Source organism: Bacillus sp. MD-5 (assembly GCF_002201875.1).
Taxonomy (GTDB): Bacteria; Bacillota; Bacilli; order Bacillales; family Bacillaceae; genus Bacillus; species Bacillus stercoris.
In genome coordinates this window covers 912,499-938,754 of sequence record NZ_CP021911.1, presented here as the reverse complement: position 1 = coordinate 938,754, position 26,256 = coordinate 912,499, and the positions used below count along the sequence as shown (strand labels likewise).

The 26,256-nt window shown below is 44.8% G+C and carries 30 protein-coding genes; 14 read left to right on the top strand and 16 right to left on the bottom strand.

Annotated elements, in window-relative coordinates:
• The first annotated feature begins 52 nt into the window (after nucleotides 1-52).
• Together CDO84_RS04585 and sndC are read left to right on the top strand one after the other, a co-directional pair.
• Nucleotides 53-1,444, top strand: a complete 1,392-nt coding sequence (locus CDO84_RS04585; protein ID WP_082033028.1) for a hypothetical protein — start codon at nucleotides 53-55, stop codon at nucleotides 1,442-1,444.
• A gap of 72 nt (nucleotides 1,445-1,516) precedes the next feature.
• Nucleotides 1,517-2,707, top strand: a complete 1,191-nt coding sequence (gene sndC, locus CDO84_RS04580; protein WP_040083560.1) for an N-acetyl amino acid acetylase SndC — start codon at nucleotides 1,517-1,519, stop codon at nucleotides 2,705-2,707.
• Nucleotides 2,708-2,725: 18 nt separating this feature from the next.
• On the opposite strand, the gene CDO84_RS04575 is transcribed toward sndC, so the two are convergent.
• Genes CDO84_RS04575 through ecsA form a run of 3 tightly spaced genes read right to left on the bottom strand, consistent with a single transcriptional unit; the run spans nucleotide 2,726 to nucleotide 5,417 of the window.
• Nucleotides 2,726-3,433, bottom strand: coding sequence for an EcsC family protein (locus CDO84_RS04575; RefSeq protein WP_040083561.1), 708 nt, complete (start codon nucleotides 3,431-3,433; stop codon nucleotides 2,726-2,728).
• Between the two features lie 21 nt (nucleotides 3,434-3,454).
• On the bottom strand, nucleotides 3,455-4,681 hold the full coding sequence (ecsB, locus tag CDO84_RS04570) for an ABC transporter permease EcsB (RefSeq protein WP_040083563.1): 1,227 nt from the start codon (nucleotides 4,679-4,681) through the stop codon (nucleotides 3,455-3,457).
• A complete protein-coding gene (ecsA, locus tag CDO84_RS04565) occupies nucleotides 4,674-5,417 on the bottom strand; it encodes an ABC transporter ATP-binding protein EcsA (RefSeq protein WP_014663403.1) in 744 nt (247 codons plus the stop codon). The genes ecsB and ecsA overlap by 8 nt, the downstream gene beginning before the upstream one ends.
• Nucleotides 5,418-5,904: 487 nt before the next feature.
• Here ecsA and CDO84_RS04560 point away from each other — a divergent pair, with 487 nt between their 5' ends.
• The 3 genes from CDO84_RS04560 (at nucleotide 5,905) to trpP (ending at nucleotide 8,210) form a co-directional block, all read left to right on the top strand.
• Entirely contained in the window at nucleotides 5,905-6,342 is a 438-nt protein-coding gene (locus CDO84_RS04560; protein ID WP_003233231.1) for an HIT family protein, read from the top strand.
• Between the two features lie 145 nt (nucleotides 6,343-6,487).
• On the top strand, nucleotides 6,488-7,567 hold the full coding sequence (serC, locus tag CDO84_RS04555) for a 3-phosphoserine/phosphohydroxythreonine transaminase (RefSeq protein ID WP_040083565.1): 1,080 nt from the start codon (nucleotides 6,488-6,490) through the stop codon (nucleotides 7,565-7,567).
• Nucleotides 7,568-7,691: 124 nt separating this feature from the next.
• Nucleotides 7,692-8,210 (top strand): tryptophan transporter TrpP, encoded by a 519-nt coding sequence (gene trpP / locus CDO84_RS04550; RefSeq protein ID WP_003233236.1) that lies wholly within the window; start codon nucleotides 7,692-7,694, stop codon nucleotides 8,208-8,210.
• Between the two features lie 74 nt (nucleotides 8,211-8,284).
• On the opposite strand, the gene CDO84_RS04545 is transcribed toward trpP, so the two are convergent.
• Nucleotides 8,285-8,476 carry a membrane protein YhzF gene (locus tag CDO84_RS04545; protein WP_014663400.1) on the bottom strand — a complete coding sequence of 64 codons (192 nt, stop codon included), beginning with the start codon at nucleotides 8,474-8,476 and terminating at the stop codon, nucleotides 8,285-8,287.
• Nucleotides 8,477-8,605: 129 nt separating this feature from the next.
• Between CDO84_RS04545 and CDO84_RS04540 the strand changes: the two genes are divergently transcribed.
• Nucleotides 8,606-8,962 carry a YtxH domain-containing protein gene (locus tag CDO84_RS04540; RefSeq protein WP_040083814.1) on the top strand — a complete coding sequence of 119 codons (357 nt, stop codon included), beginning with the start codon at nucleotides 8,606-8,608 and terminating at the stop codon, nucleotides 8,960-8,962.
• A 178-nt stretch (nucleotides 8,963-9,140) separates the two neighbouring features.
• Nucleotides 9,141-9,752: an HTH-type transcriptional regulator Hpr gene (locus CDO84_RS04535; RefSeq protein WP_014663398.1), complete on the top strand. Its 612-nt coding sequence runs from the start codon at nucleotides 9,141-9,143 to the stop codon at nucleotides 9,750-9,752.
• On the opposite strand, the gene CDO84_RS04530 is transcribed toward CDO84_RS04535, so the two are convergent.
• Nucleotides 9,749-10,090, bottom strand: a complete 342-nt coding sequence (locus CDO84_RS04530) for a YhaI family protein (protein ID WP_014663397.1) — start codon at nucleotides 10,088-10,090, stop codon at nucleotides 9,749-9,751. The genes CDO84_RS04535 and CDO84_RS04530 overlap by 4 nt on opposite strands.
• 207 nt (nucleotides 10,091-10,297) lie before the next feature.
• On the opposite strand from CDO84_RS04530, the gene CDO84_RS04525 reads away from it, so the two are divergent.
• Nucleotides 10,298-10,816: a DUF3267 domain-containing protein gene (locus CDO84_RS04525; protein WP_040083567.1), complete on the top strand. Its 519-nt coding sequence runs from the start codon at nucleotides 10,298-10,300 to the stop codon at nucleotides 10,814-10,816.
• Nucleotides 10,817-10,923: 107 nt separating this feature from the next.
• On the top strand, nucleotides 10,924-11,106 hold the full coding sequence (locus CDO84_RS04520; protein WP_024571667.1) for a hypothetical protein: 183 nt from the start codon (nucleotides 10,924-10,926) through the stop codon (nucleotides 11,104-11,106).
• 51 nt (nucleotides 11,107-11,157) lie between these two features.
• Here CDO84_RS04520 and yhzE2 read toward each other — a convergent pair whose 3' ends face one another.
• Nucleotides 11,158-11,244, bottom strand: coding sequence for a sporulation protein YhzE2 (gene yhzE2, locus CDO84_RS04515; RefSeq protein ID WP_003155248.1), 87 nt, complete (start codon nucleotides 11,242-11,244; stop codon nucleotides 11,158-11,160).
• Nucleotides 11,245-11,368: 124 nt separating this feature from the next.
• Nucleotides 11,369-11,455 (bottom strand): sporulation protein YhzE1, encoded by an 87-nt coding sequence (gene yhzE1, locus CDO84_RS04510; RefSeq protein WP_003327753.1) that lies wholly within the window; start codon nucleotides 11,453-11,455, stop codon nucleotides 11,369-11,371.
• Nucleotides 11,456-11,614: 159 nt separating this feature from the next.
• Between yhzE1 and prsA the strand changes: the two genes are divergently transcribed.
• Complete coding sequence (gene prsA, locus CDO84_RS04505) at nucleotides 11,615-12,490, top strand: peptidylprolyl isomerase PrsA (RefSeq protein ID WP_040083568.1); 876 nt, start codon at nucleotides 11,615-11,617, stop codon at nucleotides 12,488-12,490.
• 41 nt (nucleotides 12,491-12,531) lie between these two features.
• On the opposite strand, the gene yhaL is transcribed toward prsA, so the two are convergent.
• The 6 genes from yhaL to CDO84_RS04475 form a co-directional block, all read right to left on the bottom strand.
• On the bottom strand, nucleotides 12,532-12,744 hold the full coding sequence (yhaL, locus tag CDO84_RS04500) for a sporulation protein YhaL (RefSeq protein WP_003233252.1): 213 nt from the start codon (nucleotides 12,742-12,744) through the stop codon (nucleotides 12,532-12,534).
• A gap of 125 nt (nucleotides 12,745-12,869) precedes the next feature.
• Nucleotides 12,870-13,814 carry a 3'-5' exoribonuclease YhaM gene (yhaM, locus tag CDO84_RS04495; protein ID WP_014663394.1) on the bottom strand — a complete coding sequence of 315 codons (945 nt, stop codon included), beginning with the start codon at nucleotides 13,812-13,814 and terminating at the stop codon, nucleotides 12,870-12,872.
• Between the two features lie 73 nt (nucleotides 13,815-13,887).
• The gene (sbcE, locus tag CDO84_RS04490; protein ID WP_082033055.1) at nucleotides 13,888-16,776 is read right to left on the bottom strand and encodes a DNA repair/recombination ATPase SbcE; all 2,889 of its coding nucleotides are present in this window, start codon (nucleotides 16,774-16,776) and stop codon (nucleotides 13,888-13,890) included.
• 4 nt (nucleotides 16,777-16,780) lie between these two features.
• The gene (locus CDO84_RS04485; protein ID WP_040083569.1) at nucleotides 16,781-18,007 is read right to left on the bottom strand and encodes a metallophosphoesterase family protein; all 1,227 of its coding nucleotides are present in this window, start codon (nucleotides 18,005-18,007) and stop codon (nucleotides 16,781-16,783) included.
• 106 nt (nucleotides 18,008-18,113) lie between these two features.
• Entirely contained in the window at nucleotides 18,114-19,373 is a 1,260-nt protein-coding gene (locus CDO84_RS04480) for an ABC transporter permease (protein WP_040083570.1), read from the bottom strand.
• Entirely contained in the window at nucleotides 19,366-20,262 is an 897-nt protein-coding gene (locus CDO84_RS04475; RefSeq protein ID WP_040083572.1) for an ABC transporter ATP-binding protein, read from the bottom strand. The genes CDO84_RS04480 and CDO84_RS04475 overlap by 8 nt, the downstream gene beginning before the upstream one ends.
• Before the next feature lie 128 nt (nucleotides 20,263-20,390).
• Between CDO84_RS04475 and CDO84_RS04470 the strand changes: the two genes are divergently transcribed.
• Nucleotides 20,391-20,576: a YhzD family protein gene (locus tag CDO84_RS04470; RefSeq protein WP_014663389.1), complete on the top strand. Its 186-nt coding sequence runs from the start codon at nucleotides 20,391-20,393 to the stop codon at nucleotides 20,574-20,576.
• 20 nt (nucleotides 20,577-20,596) lie between these two features.
• Here CDO84_RS04470 and CDO84_RS04465 read toward each other — a convergent pair whose 3' ends face one another.
• Nucleotides 20,597-21,364: an enoyl-CoA hydratase gene (locus CDO84_RS04465; protein ID WP_040083817.1), complete on the bottom strand. Its 768-nt coding sequence runs from the start codon at nucleotides 21,362-21,364 to the stop codon at nucleotides 20,597-20,599.
• A gap of 165 nt (nucleotides 21,365-21,529) precedes the next feature.
• Here CDO84_RS04465 and CDO84_RS04460 point away from each other — a divergent pair, with 165 nt between their 5' ends.
• The 3 genes from CDO84_RS04460 to khtU all read left to right on the top strand — a co-directional run bounded on the left by CDO84_RS04460 (nucleotide 21,530) and on the right by khtU (nucleotide 23,653).
• The gene (locus CDO84_RS04460) at nucleotides 21,530-21,868 is read left to right on the top strand and encodes a hypothetical protein (protein WP_014663387.1); all 339 of its coding nucleotides are present in this window, start codon (nucleotides 21,530-21,532) and stop codon (nucleotides 21,866-21,868) included.
• Nucleotides 21,869-21,931: 63 nt separating this feature from the next.
• The gene (gene khtT / locus CDO84_RS04455; RefSeq protein WP_040083575.1) at nucleotides 21,932-22,429 is read left to right on the top strand and encodes a K(+)/H(+) antiporter subunit KhtT; all 498 of its coding nucleotides are present in this window, start codon (nucleotides 21,932-21,934) and stop codon (nucleotides 22,427-22,429) included.
• Nucleotides 22,430-22,435: 6 nt separating this feature from the next.
• Nucleotides 22,436-23,653 (top strand): K(+)/H(+) antiporter subunit KhtU, encoded by a 1,218-nt coding sequence (gene khtU, locus CDO84_RS04450; RefSeq protein WP_040083576.1) that lies wholly within the window; start codon nucleotides 22,436-22,438, stop codon nucleotides 23,651-23,653.
• 17 nt (nucleotides 23,654-23,670) lie between these two features.
• Here the strand turns inward: khtU and CDO84_RS04445 are convergent, their stop codons facing one another.
• The gene (locus CDO84_RS04445) at nucleotides 23,671-25,176 is read right to left on the bottom strand and encodes a coproporphyrinogen III oxidase (RefSeq protein WP_040083577.1); all 1,506 of its coding nucleotides are present in this window, start codon (nucleotides 25,174-25,176) and stop codon (nucleotides 23,671-23,673) included.
• 111 nt (nucleotides 25,177-25,287) lie between these two features.
• Entirely contained in the window at nucleotides 25,288-26,154 is an 867-nt protein-coding gene (locus CDO84_RS04440) for a Cof-type HAD-IIB family hydrolase (RefSeq protein WP_040083579.1), read from the bottom strand.
• Nucleotides 26,155-26,256: the final 102 nt, after the last annotated feature.

The following is a 26,256-nucleotide window of genomic DNA, read 5'->3' as shown; positions in this document are numbered from 1 at the left end:
CGCACCTTCCGCCCGCCTATGAATAATCTGTAGGAAGCGGAAGGAGTGATTAATGATGGAAGTCGGGATTTTGGCTATCCATGTTCTGTACGTGTTGTTTATCGGGGCGATTATCCTATTTATGCTGCTGCAGAAAGATACAACCTTTATTTCCTTATTCGGCATTTTTATCATATCGCTATGGGCCAGCCATTCACTTTCAGCTTCTGTCAGCAGCTTGTTCCACAGCTTTATCTATGCGGCCGGCGAACTGCTGCCCACGATTTTCATCATTTGCTTTATCGTTTCGATGAGTGATTTATTAACAAAAACAGGGATAAATGAAGCGATGATTTCTCCCTTTACAAGCCTTGTGAAAGGGCCCGTGACTGCCTACTGGCTGATTGGAGGCCTGATGTTCGCCATTTCTCTCTTCTTCTGGCCTTCTCCGGGTGTCGCTTTGATCGGCGCCGTCCTGCTCCCGGCAGCCGCACGCGCCGGTTTGACGCCTCTTGCAGCAGCCATGGCCATGAACTTATTCGGACATGGTTTTGCCTTGTCAGGAGACTTTGTCATTCAGGCGGCGCCAAAGCTGACTGCGGATGCAGCAGGCATTCCAGTGGGTGATGTCGTCTCGGCCAGCATTCCGCTTGTGCTGATTATGGGTGTAACAACAACAACCGCTGCCTTTATCATGATTCAGCGCGAGAACAGAAAACAGGAGCATCCCGCTTCTTTTTCCCCCGTTTTTTCCGGCGAACAAGACAACTCACTGTACTTGCCAAAACGCATGCGGTCCATTCTGGCTTTTTTGATTCCGCTTGTCTTTCTTGCTGATATTGCCTGCATGCTCTTGTTTAACCTGCAGGGAAATGATGCAACCGCGTTAATTGGCGGGTCTGCGATTTGTATCCTCCTAACCGTTCATTTTCTCGTGTATAAGCATAAAGGGCTTGAAAAAATCACCGGCTATTTTATTGACGGGTTTAAGTTCGGTTTTAAGGTTTTCGGCCCCGTCATCCCGATTGCCGCTTTCTTTTATCTTGGGGACTCGGGCTATGAAAGCATAATAGGCGCTTCACTCCCTAAAGGTTCCCACGGCATTGTCAACGATCTCGGCATTGCTTTATCCCATATGATGCCTATGTCAAAGGAGCTTGCCGCCGCTGCATTAACTGCCGCTGGAGCCATAACAGGCCTCGACGGCTCCGGATTTTCAGGCATTTCTCTCGCCGGCTCCATTGCAAAGCTCTTTTCGTCCGCTCTCCATGCCGACCCCGCCGTCCTGACCGCACTCGGACAAATCTCTGCCATTTGGGTGGGCGGAGGCACACTTGTCCCATGGGCGTTGATTCCTGCTGCGGCCATTTGCAAAGTTGATCCATTTGAATTAGCCAGAAAAAACTTCATTCCCGTCGCGATTGGCCTTTTCGTGACAACAATCGCAGCCGTGATGATGCTTTAAAACAGCGTAAGTTGAAGTTTTCAGAATTTTCCTATACAATCATGGAAAAGCATAGAAAAGGGGGAAGCGGCTTTGTCCATATCCACACTGCAGAAAGAGATAAACAAACAGCTCGACAGCTGTTTTGAAGAAATGATTGAGATCAGGCGCCATTTCCATATGTATCCTGAGCTCTCGTTTCAAGAAGAAAAAACCGCCGCATTTATTGCTTCCTATTATGAATCGCTAGGAGTCCCAATCCGCACGAATGTCGGCGGCAGAGGGATTTTAGCATATATAGAAGGAAGCGAACCAGGTCCTACAGTCGCTTTGCGGGCTGACTTTGACGCTCTCCCCATTCAAGATGAAAAAGACGTCCCTTACGCCTCCAAAGTGCCCGGTGTCATGCACGCATGCGGCCACGACGGCCATACGGCAACTCTTCTCGCAGTCGCCAAGGTTCTTCACCAAAACAGACATGAGCTGAAGGGAACTTTTGTGATGATCCACCAGCATGCGGAAGAATATTATCCAGGAGGCGCAAAGCCAATGATTGATGACGGCTGTCTCGAAAACGTGGATGTGATATTCGGCACTCATCTTTGGGCAACCGAACCGCTCGGAACCATTCTTTGCCGCCCCGGCGCCGTAATGGCAGCGGCGGACCGATTTACGATTAAAGTCCTTGGAAAGGGCGGCCACGGTGCTCATCCGCATGATACAAAAGACGCCGTCCTGATCGGTTCACAAATCGTTTCCTCTTTGCAGCACATTGTCAGCCGCAAGGTCAATCCCATTCAATCCGCCGTCATTTCGACAGGCTCCTTTATCGCAGACAATCCATTTAATGTTATCGCAGACCAAGCAGTACTCATCGGTACAGCACGTTCTTTTGATGAAAATGTCCAAGACATTCTGGAAAAAGAAATTGAAGCGGTTGTAAAAGGGGTTTGCAGTATGCACAGCGCGTCCTATGAGTATAACTATGAACGGGGCTATCCGGCGGTTGTGAACCATCCTGCAGAAACGAGCCACTTGGCCAGCATCGCCAAAAACATAGAGGGTGTTCAGCAGGTCATTGCCGGTGAACCGCAAATGGGCGGCGAGGATTTTGCTTATTACTTACAAAACGTGAAAGGCACTTTTTTCTTTACAGGTGCCGCTCTTGAACAGCCAGAGCGGGTCTATTCCCATCACCATCCGAAATTTGATATTAATGAAAAAGCAATGCTGACAGCAGCCAAGGTCCTTGCAGGCGCCGCGATCACCTACCATAAGCTATAAAAAAACAGCCGGGAATGTTTATTCTCCGGCTGTTTCCTTTATTATCCTCAGATGAAAAACGTGTCTTGCCGTCTCACCAAGCTGAGCCAGCAGTTTATAATTGGCAATCCCGCCGACTGCCGCTCCTACGCCCGGCAAAAGCTGAAAAAACTTCACGACGTCGATATAATCGCGATATTCCTGCTGGAACACTCTCCAGTCGATGCTCTTTTTCTCCGTCTCCCAATTTTCGATGACAGAAAAAAGCGATTTTCGGCCATCATCACTCGAAAACGCAAGCTGAAACACAAGCAGCAGGAACATTCTTTCTTGTGCATCCTTTACATCAAAGCCATAAATTGAGGATAAAGTAAATAAACACTTCATCTTAATAGAAAGCAGCAGCGGGAAATCGGCAATGCCTAAAAATATGCCGCCTGCTCCGGTGCCGACCCCCTCAGCAGCCGCCACCTTCTGATAAGAAGCAATCGTTTTCTTCGCCAGTTCGTTCTTTTCACTTAGCGAAAGTGTGCTTGTATCCTTCTTATAGGTAATAATATTGGAGCCCGCCATCGTCGCTTCCACCATTTTTTTCACGCTCTCAGTGACGACCGTATGGATTTTTTCAGGAATCCGCTCATTCACCTTCGTTTGCACACGCTTCGAAAAGCGTTCAAACATGGAATCCTTTCGCAAAAAATGCATTTTCCATTGAAGGGCTTCCTGCATCAGCTGATTATCTGTCATTTAACTACCCCTTTTTTAAGCTCACAGCTTGCCATGTTTTTTCAGTCTGGTTGTCATATAAGACGGCAGAACAACAAAAATCAGAACGGCAGAACCGATCAGCGCGTAAACAAAACCGGTCAAGCCGGCTGCATAGGCAGATGCAGCAGACATCAGCAGCGCTTGAACACTAAGTGCAGTTTTTAATAGAGAGAAATAGCTTTTCAGCTTCGTTTCTTTTTTCACAGGGTACAGCTCTTGAAGCGCCAGATGGTCAAAGTGGCCGAAGAGCGGCAGAAGCTGAATACCCGTAATGAAAATGGCAAACACAGTCAAAACCCCTGCAATCAGCGGGCTGGCTGAGACATACATGATGATCAGCGCGAAAATGATCGTTAACCTGACAAGAATGCCCAAATAATCACTCGACCGCAAAAAGGCGCGGGTAAACATATAGGCAAATGTTTTGCGCTGTTCAAACGGCACGAGCCGCAGCAAAAAGTCAAGATACGCTCTGCGTTTCGCTTGCTTTCGTAAATGCGGCACATCAGTGAACAGGTTGGCAATCCGATAGAAACGCTGCTTGCGTCTCAATTCGGACTCGATATGGCTCTCCCATTTAAACGTTTTCCGTTTTGCTGCCGAAGACATATACAGATAAAGAGCAGCCATAATGACATAGACAAGAAGCGCATACATATAAACAGATTGCAAAACAAAATAAAGAACGAGCGTATTCGCCGCAAAGCGAATAATGACATCCATCCGCTTCATGCTGCGGTCGTTTTGGAAGGTCATGCGCCATTCCATCACCTGATTCCACGCTTTCAGCAACAAAAGCTGGACAAAGACCGCGGCATACGAAACGAGTGAAGCCCCCAGGGTGACTGCAAAATAAAGCGGCATCGCAACGATGCTCAGTGCAATCAGCGGAAACAGCTGAGACACATAGCTGTAGACAAACGCCTGCTTCAAGTAAGGCTCCATTTTTGATTCAAGAGGCAATAAGAAAACTAGGTCAGCCTCCTTCAAAAGCGTTCGCACATAAGAGCTTGTCAACACGAGCGAAAACAGCACGGCCATCACCCAAAAGGATGGAAAGTGAGCGGGGATGTCCCGTATCCATTTGCTGTACCAGCTTGCAGCGCCCGCTAGAAAAAAGATCAAAACAATGACGAGGTGATCGTTGAGCATATATTTCATGTATGTTCTTGTTTCTTTGATATGCTCCTGCAGCCGCGACTGCCAAATATCAAGCATATTATTCATGGCCAGCGTCTTCCTTTGTAAGCTCAAGATATAAGTCGTCCAGAGCCGCGTCTTTCATTCCAAACTGCTCTCTGAGCTCTGACAGCGTGCCGCGCGCCCGCACCTCGCCGTTATGTAAAATAATAAACGAATCACAATAGCGTTCTGCCGTTGCCAAAATGTGCGTTGACATCAGCACGCTCGCCCCGCCTTTTTTCGCTTCATTCATCCGCTCAAGCAGCGCGTTAATGGCAAGCGGATCAAGCCCCAGAAAAGGCTCATCAATAATGTAGAGCGCAGGCTCTGCCAAAAATGCGCACATAATCATTACCTTCTGCTTCATCCCTTTGGAAAAATGGGCCGGGAACCACTTCAATCTCTTTTCCATTCGGAATTCCTTTAATAGCGGAGGCAGCCTTTTCTCCATTGTTTCTTTTGACAGGCCATATGCCATGGCTGTCAATTCAAGATGCTCCATCAAAGTCAGTTCTTCATATAAAACAGGTGTTTCAGGTATATAGGTGAATTGTGAACGGTAGCCTTCCGGATCCTCAGCAAAGGTTTTACCGTTTAATTCGATTGAACCTTTATGCGGGTCCATCAGCCCGATGATGTGTCTGATTGTTGTACTTTTGCCAGCACCATTCAGCCCGATTAAGCCGACTATTTGATTCGGTTCAAGGGTGAATGATACGTTTTTTAAAACCGGATTTCTTGTATATCCGCCGGTTAAGTCATTTACCGATAGCAGAGACATAGTTTCTCCCCTTATAGTGTTTTTCTTCATAGTACCAAAAACAAGGCTTGATTTGAAACAATTCCCTTTTAACAAATGATGATTTTGCTGTCATAAAGAGACAGGGTTCTGGACATCATAATAGTCGTAGAGGAAAAGCATATCAACTGAAAAATGAGGTGTTTGTCAAAGACGTCTTAGAAACAGTTGGATAGAAAATAAACATGTCCAATGCTCAAACCATTTCTCTTCACTGAATTGATGAATTCTTCATGTATGAAGCAAATTGTCAAATGAGGTGTTTATCGCAGGAATCGTTAGGCATTAAACAAGTCTTCATTTTATTGACAAATGAGGTGCTTACCAAAGGCATAACACATTTTCTTCATATAAGCTCTTCCTCTGCATTCAGGGTGAACGCTCGCCGTTCATCCTGTTTTCTATTTTCTGCATTTCTGTGGTACGATGAGTGTATACATATTAAACAATTTCATAAGGAGGAACCCTCATGCATTGTGCAGAGAATTGTATCTTTTGTAAAATTATCGCCGGCGACATTCCATCCGCGAAGGTGTATGAAGATGAACATGTACTTGCCTTTCTTGATATCAGCCAAGTGACAAAAGGCCATACGCTTGTCATTCCGAAAACACATATTGAGAATGTGTATGAATTTACAGATGAATTAGCAAAACAATATTTCCATGCTGTTCCGAAAATCGCCCGCGCTATCCGGGATGAATTTGAACCGATCGGCTTAAATACGCTGAATAATAACGGCGAAAAAGCTGGACAATCTGTGTTCCACTACCATATGCATATTATCCCCCGCTATGGAAAAGGAGATGGATTCGGAGCGGTTTGGAAAACGCATGCTGATGATTATAAACCGGAGGATCTGCAGAATATCTCTTCCTCTATCGCAAAACGCCTGGCCTCATCATAAGATGAGGTTATTTTATTTGTGAACATTTCGCAAACATCCGTCAATTTCTTTTGATAATTCTAATTTTTTATCAAAAAACTGAATTTTTGTGATAGGATAATTGTATTATTTTATACATTAACGTGGAAAACAGGGAGAGATCATGATGGAACGTACAACGAATTTTAACGCAGGTCCTGCAGCGCTGCCATTGGAAGTTCTGCAAAAAGCACAGAAAGAATTTATTGATTTTAACGAATCCGGCATGTCTGTTATGGAGCTTTCCCACCGCAGCAAAGAGTATGAAGCGGTGCACCAAAAAGCGAAAAACCTCTTAATCGAACTGATGGGCATTCCGGAAGATTACGATATTTTGTTTCTTCAAGGCGGGGCGAGCCTTCAATTCTCAATGCTTCCGATGAACTTTTTAACACCTGAAAAAACCGCGCATTTTGTCATGACAGGCGCTTGGTCTGAAAAAGCACTGGCAGAGACGAAACTGTTCGGGAACACGTCTATCACCGCTACAAGTGAAACAGACAATTACAGCTATATTCCGGAGATTGACCTTACGGATGTAAAAGACGGCGCATATTTACACATCACATCCAACAATACGATTTTCGGCACTCAGTGGCAGGAGTTCCCGAATTCCCCAATTCCGCTCGTCGCCGACATGTCCAGCGACATTTTGAGCAGAAAAATCGATGTGTCCAAATTTGACGTGATCTACGGAGGCGCCCAAAAGAACCTCGGCCCTTCCGGCGTGACTGTAGTTATCATGAAAAAAAGCTGGCTGCAAAATGAAAATGCGAACGTCCCAAAAATCTTGAAATATTCCACGCATGTCAAAGCGGATTCACTCTACAACACTCCGCCGACATTTGCGATTTATATGCTGAGCCTTGTTCTGGAGTGGCTGAAGGAAAACGGCGGTGTGGAAGCCGCTGAACAGCGCAATGAACAAAAAGCGCAGGTTCTCTACAGCTGTATTGATGAAAGCAACGGATTCTATAAAGGACATGCCAGAAAGGACAGCCGCTCACGCATGAATGTGACCTTCACGCTTCGGGATGACGAATTAACGAAAACATTCGTTCAAAAAGCACAAGATGCGAAGATGGTCGGCCTTGGCGGACACCGTTCAGTGGGAGGCTGCCGCGCTTCTATTTATAACGCGGTGTCTCTTGAAGACTGTGAAAAACTAGCGGCGTTCATGAAGAAATTCCAGCAGGAAAATGAGTAAAAAGTCTGGCTATGCAAACCGTTCGTTTGGTATACTGTTTGCATAACACATTCTTATAAAGCCTTCGCAATAAATGATGAGCATATTATTGGAGGGCAAAAGCTTAGCAGAGGAGAGCATAGATATGAAAACAAAAGAGTTAGTCATTATGGCTCTGTTTGCCGCAATCGGCGCAGCGCTTCATTCCATTATTCCGCCCTTTTTAGGCGGCATGAAACCAGATATGATGCTGATCATGATGTTCATGGGCATTCTGCTGTTCCCGCGGGTGCAAAACGTACTCGTCATCGGGATCGTGACCGGAATCATTTCCGCGCTTACAACCGCATTTCCAGCCGGACAGATCCCTAACATCATCGACAAACCCGTATCAGCGTTTCTGTTCTTCTCCCTGTTTCTCTTGTTCAGAAAGAGCCGGAAAACAGGCGCAGCCGCTGTGCTGACAGTAATCGGGACCATCTTATCGGGAATTGTGTTTCTATCTTCAGCTTTATTGATCGTCGGTTTGCCTGGCGGTTTCGCCGCATTGTTCGCAGCCGTTGTTCTGCCGGCCGCTGTGCTGAATACAATCTCAATGATCATTATTTATCCAATTGTGCAAACCATTTTAAGACGTTCGAGCTTTATGGAAGCTGCTAAATAATTGTCACACAAAACCTCTTCCGCTTCCGGGAGAGGTTTTTTTAAAACAGAGCGCCCGCAGCATGTCAGCATGTTTTAAGCGAGGAGTTTTGTGAAAAAGATAAGACATAGTGTAAAGGCGGTTCCGGTTGAACAAACAAGCGCTTTTTGCCGGATCACCTTCTTGGGCGGATAAGAAGCAGCCTGGCTGAGAAGTCTGATATAGTAAACAGCGCCTGTAGCGAAGGCAAGGGTGATGCAGGATAACACAATCAAAAAGACAGACAACCTTCTCCCTCCTTTTCACTTAAAAAATATGCTAAAATAAAGCAAGCTATGTATAGAAGTTCAGGCTTTCAACAAAAATGAAAAATGCTGAATGAATCCTATTTTGAAGAAAAAGACGGGGTGATTGTAATGGCGAGCGGACGTTCTCTATTAACAGGACTATTCGTAGGCGGCATTATCGGAGGAGCAGCGGTTCTTCTTACTGCACCTTCCTCAGGAAAGCAGCTGCGTGAAAAAATGAAAACCAATTATGATTCTTTAGAAGAAACGATTAAACGATTAAAATCAGACGGGCTTGCGTTAAAAGACCAGCTGATCAAGGCGGCAAAAGAAAGCACAGATGTGATTAAAGACGTAGGCGGCGAGCTCCAAACGTCAATTAAAAAATGGCAGGAAGAGATCAAGCCTCACCAGCAGGATCTGCAAAAAGAAATTGCTGATATTGAAGAGAAAATCAGACAGCTGGAGAAAACCTTACAAAACTAATATCCTATTCAAAAGAAAAAAATGCGGGCCGAAATTGGACCCGTATTTTTTTTAGGCCGATAAACCCTTCCGCCACAATGGTTTGTGAATTTATTAAAAAATTCTTACATTTTCATCTTTATTAATCTTTATTTTATTGGCATAATAGAGAAAAAGAAAAAGAGAAGCAGGTGACGTAATGAATCGAGTGGAACCGCCCTATGATGTGAAAGAAGCTCTGGTCTTCACCCAGAAAATGGCTCAGCTTAGCAAGGCTCTTTGGAAATCGATCGAGAAGGATTGGCAGCAATGGCTCAAACCGTATGACCTGAATATTAATGAGCATCATATTTTATGGATTGCGTATCAATTGAATGGAGCTTCCATTTCTGAAATCGCGAAATTCGGGGTCATGCACGTATCAACCGCATTCAACTTTTCAAAAAAGCTGGAAGAACGGGGATATTTAAGATTCTCCAAACGGCTGAACGATAAACGGAACACATACGTCCAATTGACTGAGGAAGGCACCGAGGTATTCTGGAGCTTGCTTGAGGAATTTGATCCGACACGAAACGCTGTTTTTAAAGGGTCACAGCCTCTGTACCATTTATTCGGAAAATTCCCTGAAGTGGCAGAAATGATGTGTATGATACGCCATATCTACGGCGATGATTTTATGGAAATTTTCGAAACGTCACTCACCAATATTGACAATGACTTTGAAAGCGTAAACGGAAAACTGAAGAAAAAAGCAAAGGACAGTACGGCGGATGAACCGGCAGAAGAGCTCGAACCTGTAAACAGTTAATCAAAATGCTTCATGATGTCGATAAAGACTTCCATCAGCTCTTGGTAAAGCCCCTGCTCGTACAGGGCAAAAATCGTTTCATGAACATCTAACTTTTCATTCAGCTGTCCGGCAAAAAGCGCAAGGAGCTTATCAAAGGTTACAAATCCTTGCGCTTTTTGTGTTGCCAGCTCTTCCGACAATTCATCGCATATCCCCATAACCTCTTCCCCTTCTTCCTTGCTCAGCCCTTTATCAATGAGAAGCGCATAGAAGGGGTACCTGTCCATATCTACTGTTTTCACTAATAATTGTATGTAATATTCTAATCGCTCAATGCGATGATCCATCGAATCCATCCACACCACTTCTTTCTATCTTTAATCTTATTTTAGCTGATAATTCACTGAGAAGAAAGTTCTAACCCCATATTTCGCAGTTTGTTTGCTTGTTTCAAAAAAATACCTGCCGGATGATATTTTTTCTTAAAAAAGCATTGATTTTTTCTCTTGGGAGGAGTAAATTATTTTGAGATTCTACTCAAGATGTATGGAAGGATGACTTTGATGAATTGCTGGAAGACCATAAATCTCATGAAGGATTATGGCGCCGTTCGCATAATATTAACTGCTGTATGTTTTATGATTTTGGTTTTTATCTCTACCTTTTTAGCTTTTGAGTTGCTGCGGCCTGGCACAAGCTTAAGCGATGAATATGTACCTTTATTCGGCGGTTTGCTCGTCGTTATTTTATTTGTACATAAAGTCATCCATGTCCTGCCAATCATCTGCAAAAAAAGAAAAATAGAAAAAAAGTTTTACATATTGCGCATGCGCACATGGAAACGAATACCAAAAACAACAATGCTGATTTCACTGGTAAGCCCGTTCTTGCTGATTACACCGGTATTGTTTTACGCCGCACTGGCGTTTCCGAATCACGCTCATTATTTCTGCATGATCTCGGGCATTCACGCCGGCTACTGTCTGCCTGACTTCCTGCTGGCCCTCAAGCTGATAAAAGCGCCGAAAACCGCTTTTATTGATCAGGAAGCAGACGGCTTGGATATTCTTGTTGAAAAGTAGCCACCCCCTGGTGCTGGCAGCGATTTTTCAATTTACATTCTATCTTTTTTAATAAATATTTGGTAATGTAATATGGGACAGTTCAGAGAGAGGGGGAATCTCCCATCATTTTATTCTATTTTATCGTGGCTGCCGTGTTTATTTTATATTTCATAAACAGGCTCACCAATACATTATGCCTTGTCAGAGAGATTCCTGAAGAGCGGCAAGATAAGGTATTCCGATTTATTAATGTATCTATATTAATTTTACTGATCTCTTCGTTTGTGGAGATCTCCTTTACAGTGTAGAAACGAAAGAAAGCATAGCTGCGATTGGGCAGCTATGCTTTTTTATGTTGATTAGTACAGCCAAGAAGCGCCGATGATAATCAATAAAATAAATAACACAACCAATAAAGCGAATCCGCCTGCAAAAACTTCACCCATCTTAAAAAGCACCTCCTGTAAAAAGCTTTATTTACCAATTACATGTTATGCAATTCATGTTTGAAACGATTAGGCGCTAGTGAAAATAAAGGATCGCTTATGTTGCAAGCGATCCCCGGGCTGCTTAGTAGATGTAAGCTGCACCTACGATGATAAGCAAAATGAACAGTACTACAAGCAACGCGAACCCGTTAGAGTATCCTCCGCTCATGTTACATACCTCCTTTTCTTGATCAATATATAAGTATGCCATCAGCAAAAGTTTGACTAGACGAATGCCCTTTATTTAAAATCTTTTTACAGAAAGCCACAATATGTTATGATACGCATAGGTAATTTAATTTGGAATGATTAGGAGTGTTTGAAAACCATGAAAAAAATCGCAATAGCAGCTATCACTGCTACAAGCATCCTCGCTCTCAGTGCTTGCAGCAGCGGCGACAAAGAAGTCATCGCAAAAACAGACGCAGGCGATGTAACTAAAGGCGAGCTTTACACAAACATGAAGAAAACTGCTGGCGCAAGCGTCCTGACACAGCTGGTGCAAGAAAAAGTGTTGGACAAGAAGTATAAAGTTTCGGATAAAGAAATTGACAACAAGCTGAAAGAATACAAAACGCAGCTTGGGGATCAATATACTGCCCTTGAAAAGCAATATGGCAAGGATTACCTGAAAGAACAAGTAAAATATGAATTGCTGACACAAAAAGCGGCTAAAGATAACATCAAAGTAACAGACGCCGATATCAAAGAGTACTGGGAAGGCTTAAAAGGCAAAATCCGTGCAAGCCACATCCTTGTCGCTGATAAAAAGACAGCTGAAGAAGTAGAGAAAAAGCTGAAAAAAGGCGAGAAGTTTGAAGATCTTGCGAAAGAATACTCAACAGACAGCTCTGCTTCAAAAGGCGGAGATCTTGGCTGGTTCGCAAAAGACGGTATGATAGCTGATTTCAGCAAAGTTGCATTCAAATTAAAAACAGGTGAAGTCAGTGATCCTGTCAAAACGCAATACGGCTACCATATCATTAAAAAGACCGAAGAACGCGGCAAATACGATGATATGAAAAAAGAACTGAAATCTGAAGTGCTTGAACAAAAACTAAATGACAGCAATGCCGTTCAGGAAGCTGTTCAAAAAGTCATGAAGAAGGCTGACATCGAAGTAAAAGATAAAGATCTGAAAGATACATTTAATACATCTTCAACAAGCAACAGCACTTCTTCATCTTCAAGCAGTTCTAAGTAATAAAAAAAGCTGTGCAGGCTCATTGAGCCGCACAGCTTTTTTTATGCGATGGAATGGTTTTGATTTTCTTCTTCATGCTGCTGAGAACTGCGGCGTTCTCGCTCCTTTTCCATCCTCTCCATATAAATCTGCCCTTCTTTTTCAATAAAAGCCTGGTCTACTTTTTCTTCCTCTTTGGCTGCCGCCACAAGTTTATATGCGCTGAAAATGATGCCTACAATACAAAGATACACCCACCATGGAAAAAATAACACGGGCTCCTCCCCCTTTTGCATAGATTCTTTATTCTTAACCATATGCAGGAATGAGACGAGTTATGTGCGGGAAAGACGCATCAAAAAGGACTGAGCTGAATATGTCAGCATCAGTCCTTTTTAAGTTATTTATGAAATGTCGGTTTATAAAAGGAACGGTTTTCCAACGCAAATACACGTTCAGTATACTCGCCCGGCTTCACTCGCTCAAGCGCTCTGTCCATCATATTCATTTTTGCATCCAGGTTGTCTATATAGTGAAGAATTTCCGCTTCTTTCACCATCGGCGGTTTCGGACTGCCCCATTCCGCTTTACCATGGTGACTTAAAATCAAGTGCTGAAGAATTAACACCTCTTCAGAATCGATTTGAAGCTCCTCAGCCGCTTTTGAAAGCTCTGTCACCATAATCGAAATATGGCCGAGCAAATTGCCTTCAACCGTGTATGAAGTGGAAACAGGGCCGGACAGCTCCTTCACTTTTCCAAGATCATGCAGAATAACACCGGCATAAAGCAGATCACGATCAAGAGACGGATATAAATCTGCTATTGCTTTTGCCAGGTTCAGCATAGAGACAACATGATACGCCAAACCTGAGACAAACTCGTGGTGGTTTTTCGTAGCCGCCGGATAATCCATAAATTCAGCTTCATGTTTTTTCACTAAAAACCTTGTGATTCGCTGGATATTCGGATTTTTCATTTCAAATATATATTGAGTGATGGTATCCATCATTTCATTTTTCGGAATCGGTGCTGTTTCTAAAAAATCATCAATATTGACGTTTTCATTTTCGCTTACTGGTCTGATATTTCTTAGCTTCAGCTGGGTGCGTCCGCGATAATGGTGAACATCGCCGACAACCTTGACAATCGTCTGCGGCGCATAGGTCACTTCATCACTTTGCTTGGCATCCCACAGCTTTGCTTCAATATCGCCTGACTGGTCTTGCAGCATCAGCGTCAAAAACGGTTTTCCATTGCTTGCAATCCCTTTCGTCGAGGATTTAATCAATAGATACTGGTCCACCTGTTCGCCAACCTCATGTAGCATAATCCCTTTAGCCATTCTATTAAAGCTCCCTCCGTATCTTACATAATACCAGTATATCACATACCGATTTTCAGCTATAGAACCTCTTTTATGACACCAAATGGATAGTTTGGCTGCTATGAAATGCATCCTTCACATGGTCATGGCATGTAAAATACAAAATCTGCCTTCCGCCTTCGGTTAAATCATACAGAACATGTAATACACGTTTCAGCCTTTCCTGATCAAAATGAACAAAGCTGTCGTCAAGCTGAAACGGAAGCTTTGACCCATCCTGGCGCGTAACAGCCAGAGCAAATCGGATCGCTGTATACAGCTGTTCACACGTCCCTTGTGACAGCTCTTCCGCATGATAGACAGTTCCATCGCGATGCATAACCATGATCGAATCATCCGTTTCGGAAAAATAAATGGTTTGGTAGCTTCCGTCAGTCAGGGGGCGGAAGAATTCTCCTGCTGTCTCCAGAAGGCGCGGAAGCTCAACCTTTTTATGCCGCTCCAATTTGTTTTTGATCACCTGTTTGACCATTTGTATGGAGGCCCATTTTTTAGCCGTTTCTTTCACACGTTCTTTTTGCATTTCGGTTTGAAGCTTGAGATCTGACACCAATCCCGAAGCCTCTAATTGTTCCTGTTTGACGGAAAGCAGTGCGATTTGGCTGCGGAGCTGCTCGATCTCCTCAGTCAGCCGCTCTTTTCTTTCATTCTCGGTGACTTGCTTGTTTTTCAATTCAGAAAGCGTATTGGAATCCGCCAGTTCAAGCTCCTCTGGGTGCCCGCCTTGAAGCTGTGCGTTTACGTGATGAAGCTTGTTCTCCGTATCCTTCAATTGCCTGCTGATGTCGGCTGTGGCAAAAAACGCATCCCTGTCTTTTGCAGCAGCCGCGGCAAATAACTGTTCGATCTGTACGTGAAAATACTGTATTTCTTGCTCAAGCTCAAGCATCTGTTCCTTTGTATAATGAATATCTGTTTCAATTTCCTTTTTTTGCTTCTCAATTTCTTTTTCACGTTCAATGTTTTTCCGCAATGTGTGAAGGGCGTCCGAGATGGAGATGTCCTGACTATGAGGATGCAGCATGCTGATGCGTTCTTCGAATGTTCTCCGGTGCTTTTTCAGCCTGCCTGCTTCAATAGTCAGCTCATGCTTTTTCCTCACTTCTTTTTTGACATCCTTCATTAAGCTGTATGCATCAAGCAAAAACGATGGATCTTCGTTAAATCCGAGCTCATTCATAAAACGCTCGACCTGTGTTAAGGACGGGGCCATATCGGCTTCCCACTGTTCAAACTGCTGGATGACCCTTTCATACGCCGCCTCTTTTTGCTGAAGCGCTGCTCGCTGCGTGAGAAGATGCTGTTTATTGCGGTCGTCCTCCCATAACGCTTCTCTCAGCTTTTCAGCTTCTGCTGGTGAAATATCCGTCATTGGCTGTCTTGTCTCCCGGCTGTTTCGAGAAGACGTTTTTTTTCCTGATAAAAGCCAATACACAATAAGTGCAGCGCCGATACTGATGGCGGGAATCACCTGCTGCAGCAGAAAAAAGAGAACGATGAAGAACATACCAGCTGCAATGACAGTCTTTCTCTGTTTAGCCTGCTGTCTTTCAAAAAACGTTAGCTGCTCTCTCAGCTGTGCTTGCTTTTGGTGCTGCCCTTGTGTTTCATCATATGCGCTAAGTGCCGCTTCTTTATCTTTTCTTTGGCTGTCTTCAAGAATGGCGGACGAAGCGGCATGAACGGCTTTTTCTGCGTCTTCCAGCTCTTGCCGGGCAAGTTCAAACGTCTCGTCAAGCTGCCGTTTTCTGTCTCTTGCCTGTACATATTGCTGCACCGCTTGCTGAAGCTGCCATTCATAATCATATGACGTGTTCATATTCAGGAGCTCATTTTCATCTGTTTTATTGAGCTGTTCGAGACCTGCCGCTGTCTGTGCAGACGACTGGCGCAGCTGTGCCTGAATGGCTGCCAGCTGTTCTCCCCATGATTGGTACACATGAAATGATGCCGAAAGCTCTTGTATCAGCGTTTCTTTCGCCAATAGTTCTTTATCTGGGGTAAGCTTTTGCCTCTGTTTGTCCAGCTCTGCCATCTTCACCCGAAGCGCCTCAAGCTGTGCGGATTTCGGGTGAAGGTGGGATTCATATTTTTCCAGCTGGTGCAGTGCGTCAGCCGGAAATTGTCCTGCATGTTCCGGAAATTCCGCAATCACCTGTTCGAGTGTCGCTTTTTCATTCAACAGCGGCTTTCGCTCAATCGCTCCCTCTATCATTCGGATATGCTTCGCCGTCTCTTTCAATTCGGTTTCCGCGGCTGCAAGGCGGGCTTCAAACGTTCGTTTTTCCTCAAGAAGCTGATGATAGCCCGCTTCCTCTGCTTCAGCCTGTTTTAGCTTCACTGCCAGCTGCTTAAGCGTTTCCAGCTCCTGATTCAATTGAGGGTTTCGTCCGTTTGGTTTATAGAGCCTTTCGCTTTCCTTCGTCAGCCTTGAATCAAGCTTTGATACGGCTTCAGCTCCAAACAAACTGGAGAATAGCAAAAATTCCCCTATCTTGTCCCGGTTAAAAGCATGAATTTCCTGCAAGCCGAATACATCAAACGAATAAATGGCTTTGTACAACGACCTGTCTGTGCCCTGGAACAGTCGTTTTAAAACATCTCCATCCTTTACTTCGCCCTTTTCTGTATACACTCTTAACTTTTCGGCAGTCCCTTTCGTCCGTTCGATCTTCAGCACCCCATACTCAGGATGTTCAGCTTCAAGAATACCACCGTAGACACCGCCTGATTTCGGTTCATATTTTTTCGTTTTCGGAAAACCGAACAGCATGCTTTCAATAAATGACATCATCGTCGTTTTTCCTGCCTCATTTAATCCGTAGATAACTTGGACAGGAGAGGCGGAAAAATGAAAGGTTCGATTAGAAAATTTTCCATATTGGTAGATGTGTAAAGATATAATTCGCAAAGCTGTCACCGCCTCATGGTTCAAGCACCTTAAGCTGCTTTTTCAATAAAATTTGTGCCTGTTCTTTTATTTCCTTTACTTCCTCTTGGCTAAACCGGTCTGCGTGCCTTCTATACACTGGATGCCGCTCAAGCCCTTCCAGCACGTCTGACAGATCGCTGCGATCTATGTCTTCAAATAAACCGCCAAAAAAAGGATCAAGATTTGTTACGTTAGCTTCGTTTTCTGTCTCATCATCCAATGCAAGAGGCCAAACGAACAGTTCCTCCTCCGCTTCTTGCTCCTGAAGCGTTTCAAGAAACTCTTCCAAGGTGCCTTTTGGCGCCTTCAGCAGCCATTCTGGCGCAGTTCCTTGTAAAACAATCCTTACACAAACAGGGCTCCTCTTTTTTCGCAGCTTCGAAAACGTGTCCTCCACCATTTGGAAGAGAACGGTCATATTCTTTGCCTCCGTCACATCTACCGCTGCTTTTTCCCACAGGACATCATGAGCTCTCTGAAATTCATAAGATATTTCTCCGTTTGTCACATGAACGAGATAATAGCCTTTTTCTCCCGTCTCCTTCATATGGCGTGCTTGCGTGTTTCCCGGGTAAATGACTGCCGGGTGCTCGGCAGATAGAACCTGGCGTTTATGTATATGGCCAAGCGCCCAATAATCCATCCCGCTTTTCACGAGGTCATCATGTGTAAACGGGCAATACGGATCGTGTCCTTCAGATCCAGACAGCGTGCCGTGGAGCATACCAATATGAAACGGTGCGTCAGTTGATCTCCGATAGCGGGCGGCTTGGTTTTCCGTCACGGCTCTGGCCTGATAGCTGAAGCCATAAATGCTCGCTATGCGCCTGCCTTCTTTAAAAAACGATTTTTCTTCTGGAACAGCGGACGAAAAAATATGGACATTCTCAGGCCATTCAATCGGCGTCCATTCCCCGCCAAGATGATCGTGATTCCCAAAAATGACGTACACCGAAATTCCGCACTCTCTGAGTCTTTCAAACTGCTTTTTCAAAAAGAGCTGGGCCTTTAAGCTTCGGTTGGCTTCGTCAAACAGATCCCCCGCCAGCAAAATGAAATCAACGTGTTCTCTCATTGCGGCGTTTATTATATGTCTCACGCTTGCAAACGTGCTTTCTTTAATCCGGGCAAAAATCGGCTCCGGCAGATGCGATATCCCGTAAAACGGGCTGTCAAGATGAAGATCTGCCGCATGAATAAAGGTTAGATCAGTCAACATTCTGCTCCTTTCCAGGATGAAGTACCCTTATTTTAGCACCGAATTCTTGCGAATGCACGTTCTGTCAATAAAGAAACAGCCTGAGAATCCCCAGGCTGTTTTCCAATCAGTTTTTCGCTAAACGAAGCGCTTGTTTGATCGCTTTGAACGCGCTTGAATTGCTGTAAATCAATACACCGCCTTTATAAATTCTGGCGCCGATAACAGCCAGGATGACAATGGTGAGCAGTGTGATTCCGATTCCGGCTGCCGCCTGCCAGAATGGAATATCAAGCATGCCGACGCGCAAGAACATAATCATTGGCGTAAAGAACGGAATAAACGAAGTTACCGTAATAAATCCTGCGTCAGGCGAATTCAATCCGAACATCGCGATCATAAAACCCGCGACAACCAAAAGCGTCATCGGCGTGATCGTTTGCTGCACGTCCTCTATTCTGCTGACAACGCTGCCGAGAAACGCGGCAAGTGTCGCGTACAAAAAGTATCCGAGCAAAAAGAAAATGACAGCATAGATGACAGTGGTTGCAGATACGTCGGTCAAATTAAGGAATCCGCCGACAGATGAAGCCGTTTCGCTCTTTTGGTTCAGCTTAAGCGACAGAGAGCCGGCTCCTATAATAATAGCAAGCTGTGTGATCCCGACAAGCCCGATACCAAGCAGCTTTGCAAACATTTGCTGGATCGGCGGCATACTTGAGATCAGGATTTCCATGACCCGCGAAGATTTTTCAGTTGCGACCTCCATCGCAATCATGCTGGCATACATAATCACTGAAAAATAAATGACAAACAGCATAATGTAAACAAGCCCTACCGTCTGGCCAAGCTCTTCCTCAGACTTCGCTCCTTCTTTCAGCGCCTGCTGCCCAACAGTAACGGGCGCATAAAGGCTGCTGATCGTTTCCTGCGACACGCCGAGCTCCGCCGTTCCGACAGCCGTTTTGGTTTGCGTCAGCGCCTGCTGCAGCGTTTGATACGTGCTTTCATCAGAAATCGTTAACGCTTTATATGTTCCTGAAATGGTACCTTTTTCATCTCGTTTGATGATGAGCATGCCATCGAACGCTTCATCTTTGACTTGCTTTGTCACCTCATCCTCCGATTGCTTCGACAGCTTCACCTCAAGATCGCCGTCTGTATCGACCGCTTTCAGCTGCTTTGAAAAAATCGGATATAATTCGTTTGTTTCATCAATAACAGCGATTTTTTCTTTCGCATCGTCACCTTGAAACAAAGAAATGATCGACTCCAGATTCGTTACAGCTAAAACAAGCAGCACCGTGATGACAGTCGAAATAATAAAGGATTTTGCCATAATCTTATTTTTGTATGTATGAGAGAGCATGATCCAAAATTTATTCATAGACGGCCCCCACCTTTTCTATAAAAATATCATGCAGTGACGGCTCTTCAAGCTCAAACTTTCTGATAAACCCTTTTCCCTGAAGCATCGCAAAAATCTCTTGAGAGATGTCTTCATTGGCGATCTGCAGCTTGACGCCGTCGGCCGTTTCCTTCCATTGAAGAATACCCTCATGAGACTGCAAAAAGCGCAGATCGTCATCGGAGTGAATGGTAACATTCTTTTTACCGAAGGAGCGCTTTATCTCCTTCAGCTTACCTTGCACGACCGGTCTTCCTTTCTGCAAGATGCAAAGGTTCTCACAGAGCTCCTCCACATGTTCCATCCGATGGCTTGAAAATAAAATAGAAACGCCGCTGTTTTTCAGCGAGATCACAGCCTCTTTTAACAGCTCAACATTGACAGGGTCCAGGCCGCTGAAAGGTTCATCAAGAATCAGCAGCTCCGGCTTATGCAAAACTGCCGAAATGAATTGGATTTTCTGCTGATTCCCCTTTGAAAGCTCTTCCACCTTCTTATTCTCGTAATCTGTAATATTGAAGCGTTCAAGCCATGTCCCAAGCTCTTTTACAGCCTCCCGCTTCTCCATCCCTTTTAATCTGGCGAGATAGACAAGCTGATCCTTTACCTTCATTTTCGGATAAAGACCCCGCTCTTCCGGCAAATAACCGATTTTGTTGCTGATATGATAATTCACAGGACGGCCCTTCCAGCTGATTGAGCCCTCCGTAATGCTTAATAATCCTAGGATCATGCGAAACGTCGTCGTTTTTCCCGCTCCGTTTGCGCCTAACAGACCGAACATTTGCTGTTCCGGAATATCTAAGTCCAATCCGTCAACAGCTTTGTAATCTCCGAATGTCTTCGTTACGTGATCAATTGTAAGCACCGAATCTCCTCCTTCCCTGACCCATTATATACTAATTTTGGATGAAACATAATAGAGGATTTTCATTTCCTGGTTAGAATATAAATGAAGAAAGACTGATAAATCATGAAAAATGGAGGAGAAACCTGATGGCTGATTATTTCCTAACCGTTTTTGATCCTTCGGGGAACACACTGGTAAACGAGCGATTCGAGGCGGAAAATGAAGAAGCGGCAAAAACGCATGGTGAAGTTATCTTAAAAGAAAAAGAGCTTCACAGTCATACTCATCGTTTAGTCAATGCAGCCGGAAAGCTGATTTTGTTTCACAGATGATCAGCTTTCCGGCTGATCTGTTACGCTTGAAACTTCGGCTCCCGTTTCTCTAAAAAGGCACGGATTCCTTCTTGGTGATCCTTGGTCATTCTCATTTTCTCTTGGGCATTGCGCTCAAGAGAAAGCACCTTTTTCAGTTCTTCAAGATGGAGGCTTTGAAAGATGGCTTTCGTTTCGATCATCGCCAAAAGAGGTGAAGCCAACAGGGTTTCGATAATGGGTCTTGCACCTTCGGCAGGATCTCCGGTAAATGTTCCATCTAGAAGCCCCATATCGGCAGCTTCAGAGGCAGATAGTTTTTTCCCGCTCCAAATCAGCTTTTTCGCTTTTGCTTCGCCGATTCTTTTCTTCAGCAAATAATGTCCGCCGCCGTCCGGAACAAGCCCAATGCCAATAAAATTCATCGCGAGAACGGCGTTTTTTTCAGCGAGCACAATGTCCGCACAAAGCGCCAAACTCAGGCCCAGCCCCGCAGCAGCACCGTGAATGGCTGCAATTGTCACTTTCTTCATCTGGTATAACTTCAGGGTGACAGCCTCAATCGTATCCATCAGTCGTTTAAATTGATCAGGTTCATGCTCTGACGTCATCATCCTGATATCACCGCCGGCGGAAAAGCCTTTCCCGCTTCCTCTCAGGAGAACAATGAGCGCCTCGCTTGCAGCCGCCATTTCGACTGCCTCCTTCAATTCAGCCAGCATCTGTTCATTCAGGGCGTGATGGGCATCAGGGCGATTCAGGATAATCTCCGCAACAGCCCCATCACATTCATATTGAATAAACTCCATATGAAGCACCTCCATGTATACGCTTTCTTTTTTTCTTTCTCCTATACATTCCCCGTCATCCCCAAATAAACCTTCATATTTTTCAAGGTCAATAGATACTGAAAAATGCATATTGTTTGAATGAACACATAAAGTTTTATATAGTGAAAAAGAAGGGATATCTTGATGGGAAAGGAGGAAAGAAACATGGATAAATTGCTGATCAGTTTTCTGTTAAGTTTATTTATGGTGTACTTTCCCCCTTCGGACGTGGTTCTGCCTTCCCAGCTTGAAGCAAGCTCTGACAGCTATGTGCCTATGTCTTCATATCCGCAGGAAACACAATCGGCAAAAACACCGTCGCCGGGCAGCGTGCACCCTGCTGAGCTGATCAACGCGTACAGCCCGCTGTCGCACTCTATCAGGCAGCTCTCTGTCAAGCCCCTTGACGAACCGCTGATAAACAGGCTGGAAAAAGCTTTTGCCGCCCCTGTCAAATACCAGTCTAATTACCTCCGAATATAATTTGCTCAAGTTTTATTTGTAACTCACCCCATCTTGCCAACACGACATTCGGAGGGATTTTCATTGAATATTAAAGAAAACGATCTGCCGGGCATCGGCAAAAAGTTTGAAATCGAAACGAGAAACCACGAAAAAATGACGATAATCATTCATGATGACGGAAGAAGGGAAATTTACCGGTTTAATGACCGAGACCCGGATGAGCTCCTTTCAAATATTTCATTGGATGATTCTGAAGCAAGGCAAATTGCAGCTATTCTTGGAGGCATGGTCTATAAACCGCAAGCTCTGGAGTCCATCGAAATGGCCTTCAGCGATCTTATTATTGAATGGTTTAAGGTCGAAAAAGGCGCCAAATCGATCGGGCGCACACTCGGAGAGCTTGATGTCCGCCAGAACTACGATGTCACTGTGATTGCCATCATCAAACACAATCAGGAAAAGCTCCTAAATCCCGGAGCCGATTCGATTATTGAAGAAAATGACACCCTTGTCCTCTCAGGTGAGAGAAAGCATCTGAAGAAACTGATTCACGATTTTCTTTCTGGAGAGGGCGTGTGAGCGCCGATGGACCATCTTGTATTTGAAGTCGGAACTGCACTTGTGCTTGTGGCAATCGCCAGCGTGATCGCCAACAAAATTAAATTTTCAATTATTCCATTTCTGATTGTGCTGGGCATGCTGGTTGGGCCGCACGCGCCGAAAATGGGAATTATTGATCTTACATTTATTGAAAGCAGTGAAATCATTGAGTTTTTCGGGCGAATGGGCGTACTGTTCCTCCTCTTCTATCTCGGGATCGAATTCTCCGTCGGGAAATTAATCAAATCAGGAAAATCAATCGCGGTCGGCGGAACGATTTATATCTTGATTAACTTCACCCTCGGGCTGCTTTACGGGTTTATCACCGGGTTTTCCTTTCTGGAAGTCCTCGTCCTCGCAGGCGTCATCACAATCTCGTCAAGTGCGATTGTCGCAAAAGTGCTCGTTGATTTAAAAAGAACCGCCAATCCCGAGACCGAACTGATTCTCGGCATCATTATGTTTGAAGATATTTTCCTTGCCGTATATCTGTCGGTTGTTTCCGGCCTTGTGCTAGGTGATGCGACATCCGTAGGGAGTGCGCTCTTGTCCATTTTGATCGCCTTCGGTTATATGCTGCTGTTTTTTATCGCAGCCAGAAAACTCCCGCCGCTGCTGAATAAACTGTTGGACATTCGCTCAAATGAAGTGTTTATTATTGTTATTTTCGCAGCGCTCTTTTTTATCGCCGGGTTTTCAGAGACGATCCATGTAGCGGAAGCCATCGGCGCGCTGCTGCTCGGTTTGGTCTTTTCAGAAACAGAGCATTCCGATAGGATTGAGCACCTTGTCATTCCGTTCCGCGACTTCTTCGGTGCGATGTTCTTTTTCAGCTTCGGCCTCAGCATTGATCCGTTTTCGCTCGGTGAAGCGGTTTGGCTTGCGTTAGGTGCAGTGATTTTGACCATTGTGGGAAACTTTGTCGCCGGAATGGTCGCAGGACGACGCGCAGGGCTTTCTCATAAGGCTTCATCCAATATCGGGCTTACGATCGTATCACGGGGAGAATTTTCGATTATCGTTGCCAATCTTGGGATAGCCGGCGGACTGTCAGCCACATTAAAGCCGTTTGCCGCATTATATGTCCTCATTCTGGCCATTTTGGGACCGCTCGTAACAAAGGAATCAAAACGGATTTACCGCTTGCTGAACAAGGTATTTAAATGGAAGCCTGATGTTCAGCAAGCAAAAAAACAGGGATAAAAAAAGCAGCACTGTGATCAGTGCTGCTTTGTCGTTTTCTCAAACATCTGCTCTAAATATTTGATTTTTTCGTCCGTATAGTGTTCGAAGCGCTCATTATACGATTTCGGATCTTTCGGATTCGCAAAATGTGTGATTTTCCCTGTATCCCGATCAATAAATTTACTGGCAGCTCCGCAGCCGATGCCGATAATCGTCTGCACCTCTTCCATAATCATAATGTTGTAGATGCTTTCTTGCCCAGGCAAAGAGTATCCGACGTTTTCAAGGTTTCCAAGAATGTTTTTCTGGCGGTATAAATAATAGGGCACATACCCATGCTCTTTCGTCCAAGCTACCGCGTCTTCCATCATTTGAGAAACCTCTTCCCTGCCGGCGACTTTGTACTTATGCTTGTTTCTCGTCATTTCTGACGCCCGTTTAAAAGAAAGAGTATGAACGGTCAGGGATTCCGGCATCAGCTTTTCCGTTTTTGAAAGACTGTGCCTAAACTCCTTCACGCCTTCCCCAGGCAAACCGATAATCAAGTCCATGTTGATATTATTCATGCCGTGCTGGCGTGACAGATGATATTTCTCAATGGTCTCTTCAACCGTATGGTGCCTCCCGATCGCCTTTAGCGTTTCGTTTTCATAAGATTGCGGATTGATGCTGATCCGGTCAATGTCATATTTGTTTAAAACGGCAAGTTTTTCTTCTGTGATCGTGTCAGGGCGGCCGGCCTCCACCGTAATCTCGCGAATGTTTTTCACATCCGGGAAGGAGCGGACCATTTCTTCATACAGCAGATCCATCTCCTCCGCTGTAATGCTTGTCGGCGTCCCGCCGCCAAAGTAAATGGTTGTCACCTTAACATCGTGCTCCTTCAGCCATTCACCGATTTTCTGCATTTCGTAATGCAGCCCCCATAAGAATGAGCCGACTCTGCCCGCCTGTCCTTGAATGGCGTACGCAGGGAATGTGCAATACGCGCATTTTGTCGGGCAGAACGGAATGCCGATATAAATGCTGACTTCATCCTTTACTCGGTACAAATCCGGAACTGCCGCCAGCTGACGGTCAACAATTTCCTGCATGAGCTTGATTTTTTCATCGTGAATTAAATAGTCTTTTTTCAATTCAGCATGCGCTTGCTCCTTGGGTATTCCGCTTTGCAGCTTTTTATGAAGCAGCTTTGTGGGCCGGATTCCTGTGAGGATTCCCCACTTCTGCGTGATGCCCGTGTGCGCCTGAAGAAGATTGAGATACACATAAGACATTGTGTTTTTCACTTGCTTAAAAGCTTCTTTTTCATTCAAGCCGGGAGAAAAGGATTTTGTATGCTGCTCCTTTATGCCCGTTCCCTTTACTTCTCCCGAAACCGTCACATGCTCATTCGTTTGTGAGAACGCTAAAGAAATGACAACATCTGCGGGCTCGTCTCCGCCATACACAAGCTCGCACTCTTCATAAAACAAATTTGCAATATTTTGCAGAGGCCGATGCAAGCGGTCATCATGTATGCCTTCTATTTTTATTTGCAACTTCATCACCTAATTTATCAGATTCAAAACTTTCTTTAGTGTACAGAAATAAACCGCTAAAATCAATCCGGCAAAAAAGCCGCCGCACCTATTAGGGCGCGAGCGGCTTTTTTACACACGTTTCATGTGGAACTTATCAAGAAACCCTTTTCGCTGCTGCATTCGGAAATATTCCTTCATCATGTAAGCGACACCTTGCTCGTCATTGGACCTTGTGACCCAGTCTGCCTTTCTCTTCAATTCCGGCACGGCATTCCCCATCGCTACCCCAAGACCGGCAAGTTCGATCATCGGCAGATCGTCATACTGATGCCCAATGGCCACGACATCCTCCATATTCAGGCCCAGTTCTGAAGCGACAAGGGCCAGACCCGCTTCCTTCGAGACGCCTTTCGGAACGATATTCAGCTTCTCATCGTTCACGCGAATCACGTCAACCGCAGGGAAAGCTTTTGTAATCGTTTCTGTAATGTCATGCTGAATGTCGTGCTCCGTGTACACCTCGATGACGGGTGCGCTCACTGGCTCATCCATGAGGAGATCGCTTAATGATTCCACGAACTGGACTGGATAAAAGATCGGGTCAGACGGATGAATGAGTGCTTTCCCCAATAAATTCGAATTGACCTTCTTCTTGTTTCCGATGGAATACTTTTCGTGAAGAAGCCGAATATTGCATTGGTAGCTCTCCAATACTTGAACAATGTTAAAGGTATGATCATCAGAAATTCTTTTTTCAAAAAACGGGACGTCTATTTTCTCAGCGATATATGCCCCGCTATGGGTGATCAGCTTGGCATCAAGCTTTAGCGATTTCGCTATTTTCTGTGCTGAACGAAAGTGGCGGTTGGTCACGAGTGTGACGTAAATCCCTTTTTTCTTTACATATTCAATGGCGTCTTTCGTTGCCTGATGAATCTTCCCGTTCGACCGAAGCAGCGCTCCATCTATATTTAAGGCAAGCAATTGTTTTGACACAGAGATGTCCCCCTCCTTGATGACTGTACTTGTGTATAAGATATGACCCTGTCTCTGTGTTTAGAACAACCTTTTCTTAAAGCAAAAAAAGCCTGGCTCAGC

Coding starts and splice junctions, on each gene's coding strand:
- yhzE2 (WP_003155248.1), bottom strand. CDS start 11,244: ATGGGTGAAGTTTTTGCAGGCGGATTCGCTTTATTGGTTGTGTTATTT.
- trpP (WP_003233236.1), top strand. CDS start 7,692: ATGAAAACAAAAGAGTTAGTCATTATGGCTCTGTTTGCCGCAATCGGC.
- CDO84_RS04460 (WP_014663387.1), top strand. CDS start 21,530: ATGGGAAAGGAGGAAAGAAACATGGATAAATTGCTGATCAGTTTTCTG.
- CDO84_RS04485 (WP_040083569.1), bottom strand. CDS start 18,007: ATGTTGACTGATCTAACCTTTATTCATGCGGCAGATCTTCATCTTGAC.
- CDO84_RS04535 (WP_014663398.1), top strand. CDS start 9,141: ATGAATCGAGTGGAACCGCCCTATGATGTGAAAGAAGCTCTGGTCTTC.
- CDO84_RS04575 (WP_040083561.1), bottom strand. CDS start 3,433: ATGACAGATAATCAGCTGATGCAGGAAGCCCTTCAATGGAAAATGCAT.
- CDO84_RS04525 (WP_040083567.1), top strand. CDS start 10,298: ATGAATTGCTGGAAGACCATAAATCTCATGAAGGATTATGGCGCCGTT.
- ecsB (WP_040083563.1), bottom strand. CDS start 4,681: ATGAATAATATGCTTGATATTTGGCAGTCGCGGCTGCAGGAGCATATC.
- CDO84_RS04530 (WP_014663397.1), bottom strand. CDS start 10,090: ATGGATTCGATGGATCATCGCATTGAGCGATTAGAATATTACATACAA.
- CDO84_RS04480 (WP_040083570.1), bottom strand. CDS start 19,373: ATGAATAAATTTTGGATCATGCTCTCTCATACATACAAAAATAAGATT.
- yhzE1 (WP_003327753.1), bottom strand. CDS start 11,455: ATGAGCGGAGGATACTCTAACGGGTTCGCGTTGCTTGTAGTACTGTTC.
- khtU (WP_040083576.1), top strand. CDS start 22,436: ATGGACCATCTTGTATTTGAAGTCGGAACTGCACTTGTGCTTGTGGCA.
- prsA (WP_040083568.1), top strand. CDS start 11,615: ATGAAAAAAATCGCAATAGCAGCTATCACTGCTACAAGCATCCTCGCT.
- yhaM (WP_014663394.1), bottom strand. CDS start 13,814: ATGGCTAAAGGGATTATGCTACATGAGGTTGGCGAACAGGTGGACCAG.
- serC (WP_040083565.1), top strand. CDS start 6,488: ATGGAACGTACAACGAATTTTAACGCAGGTCCTGCAGCGCTGCCATTG.
- CDO84_RS04470 (WP_014663389.1), top strand. CDS start 20,391: ATGGCTGATTATTTCCTAACCGTTTTTGATCCTTCGGGGAACACACTG.
- CDO84_RS04540 (WP_040083814.1), top strand. CDS start 8,606: ATGGCGAGCGGACGTTCTCTATTAACAGGACTATTCGTAGGCGGCATT.
- CDO84_RS04465 (WP_040083817.1), bottom strand. CDS start 21,364: ATGGAGTTTATTCAATATGAATGTGATGGGGCTGTTGCGGAGATTATC.
- CDO84_RS04560 (WP_003233231.1), top strand. CDS start 5,905: ATGCATTGTGCAGAGAATTGTATCTTTTGTAAAATTATCGCCGGCGAC.
- CDO84_RS04585 (WP_082033028.1), top strand. CDS start 53: ATGATGGAAGTCGGGATTTTGGCTATCCATGTTCTGTACGTGTTGTTT.
- ecsA (WP_014663403.1), bottom strand. CDS start 5,417: ATGTCTCTGCTATCGGTAAATGACTTAACCGGCGGATATACAAGAAAT.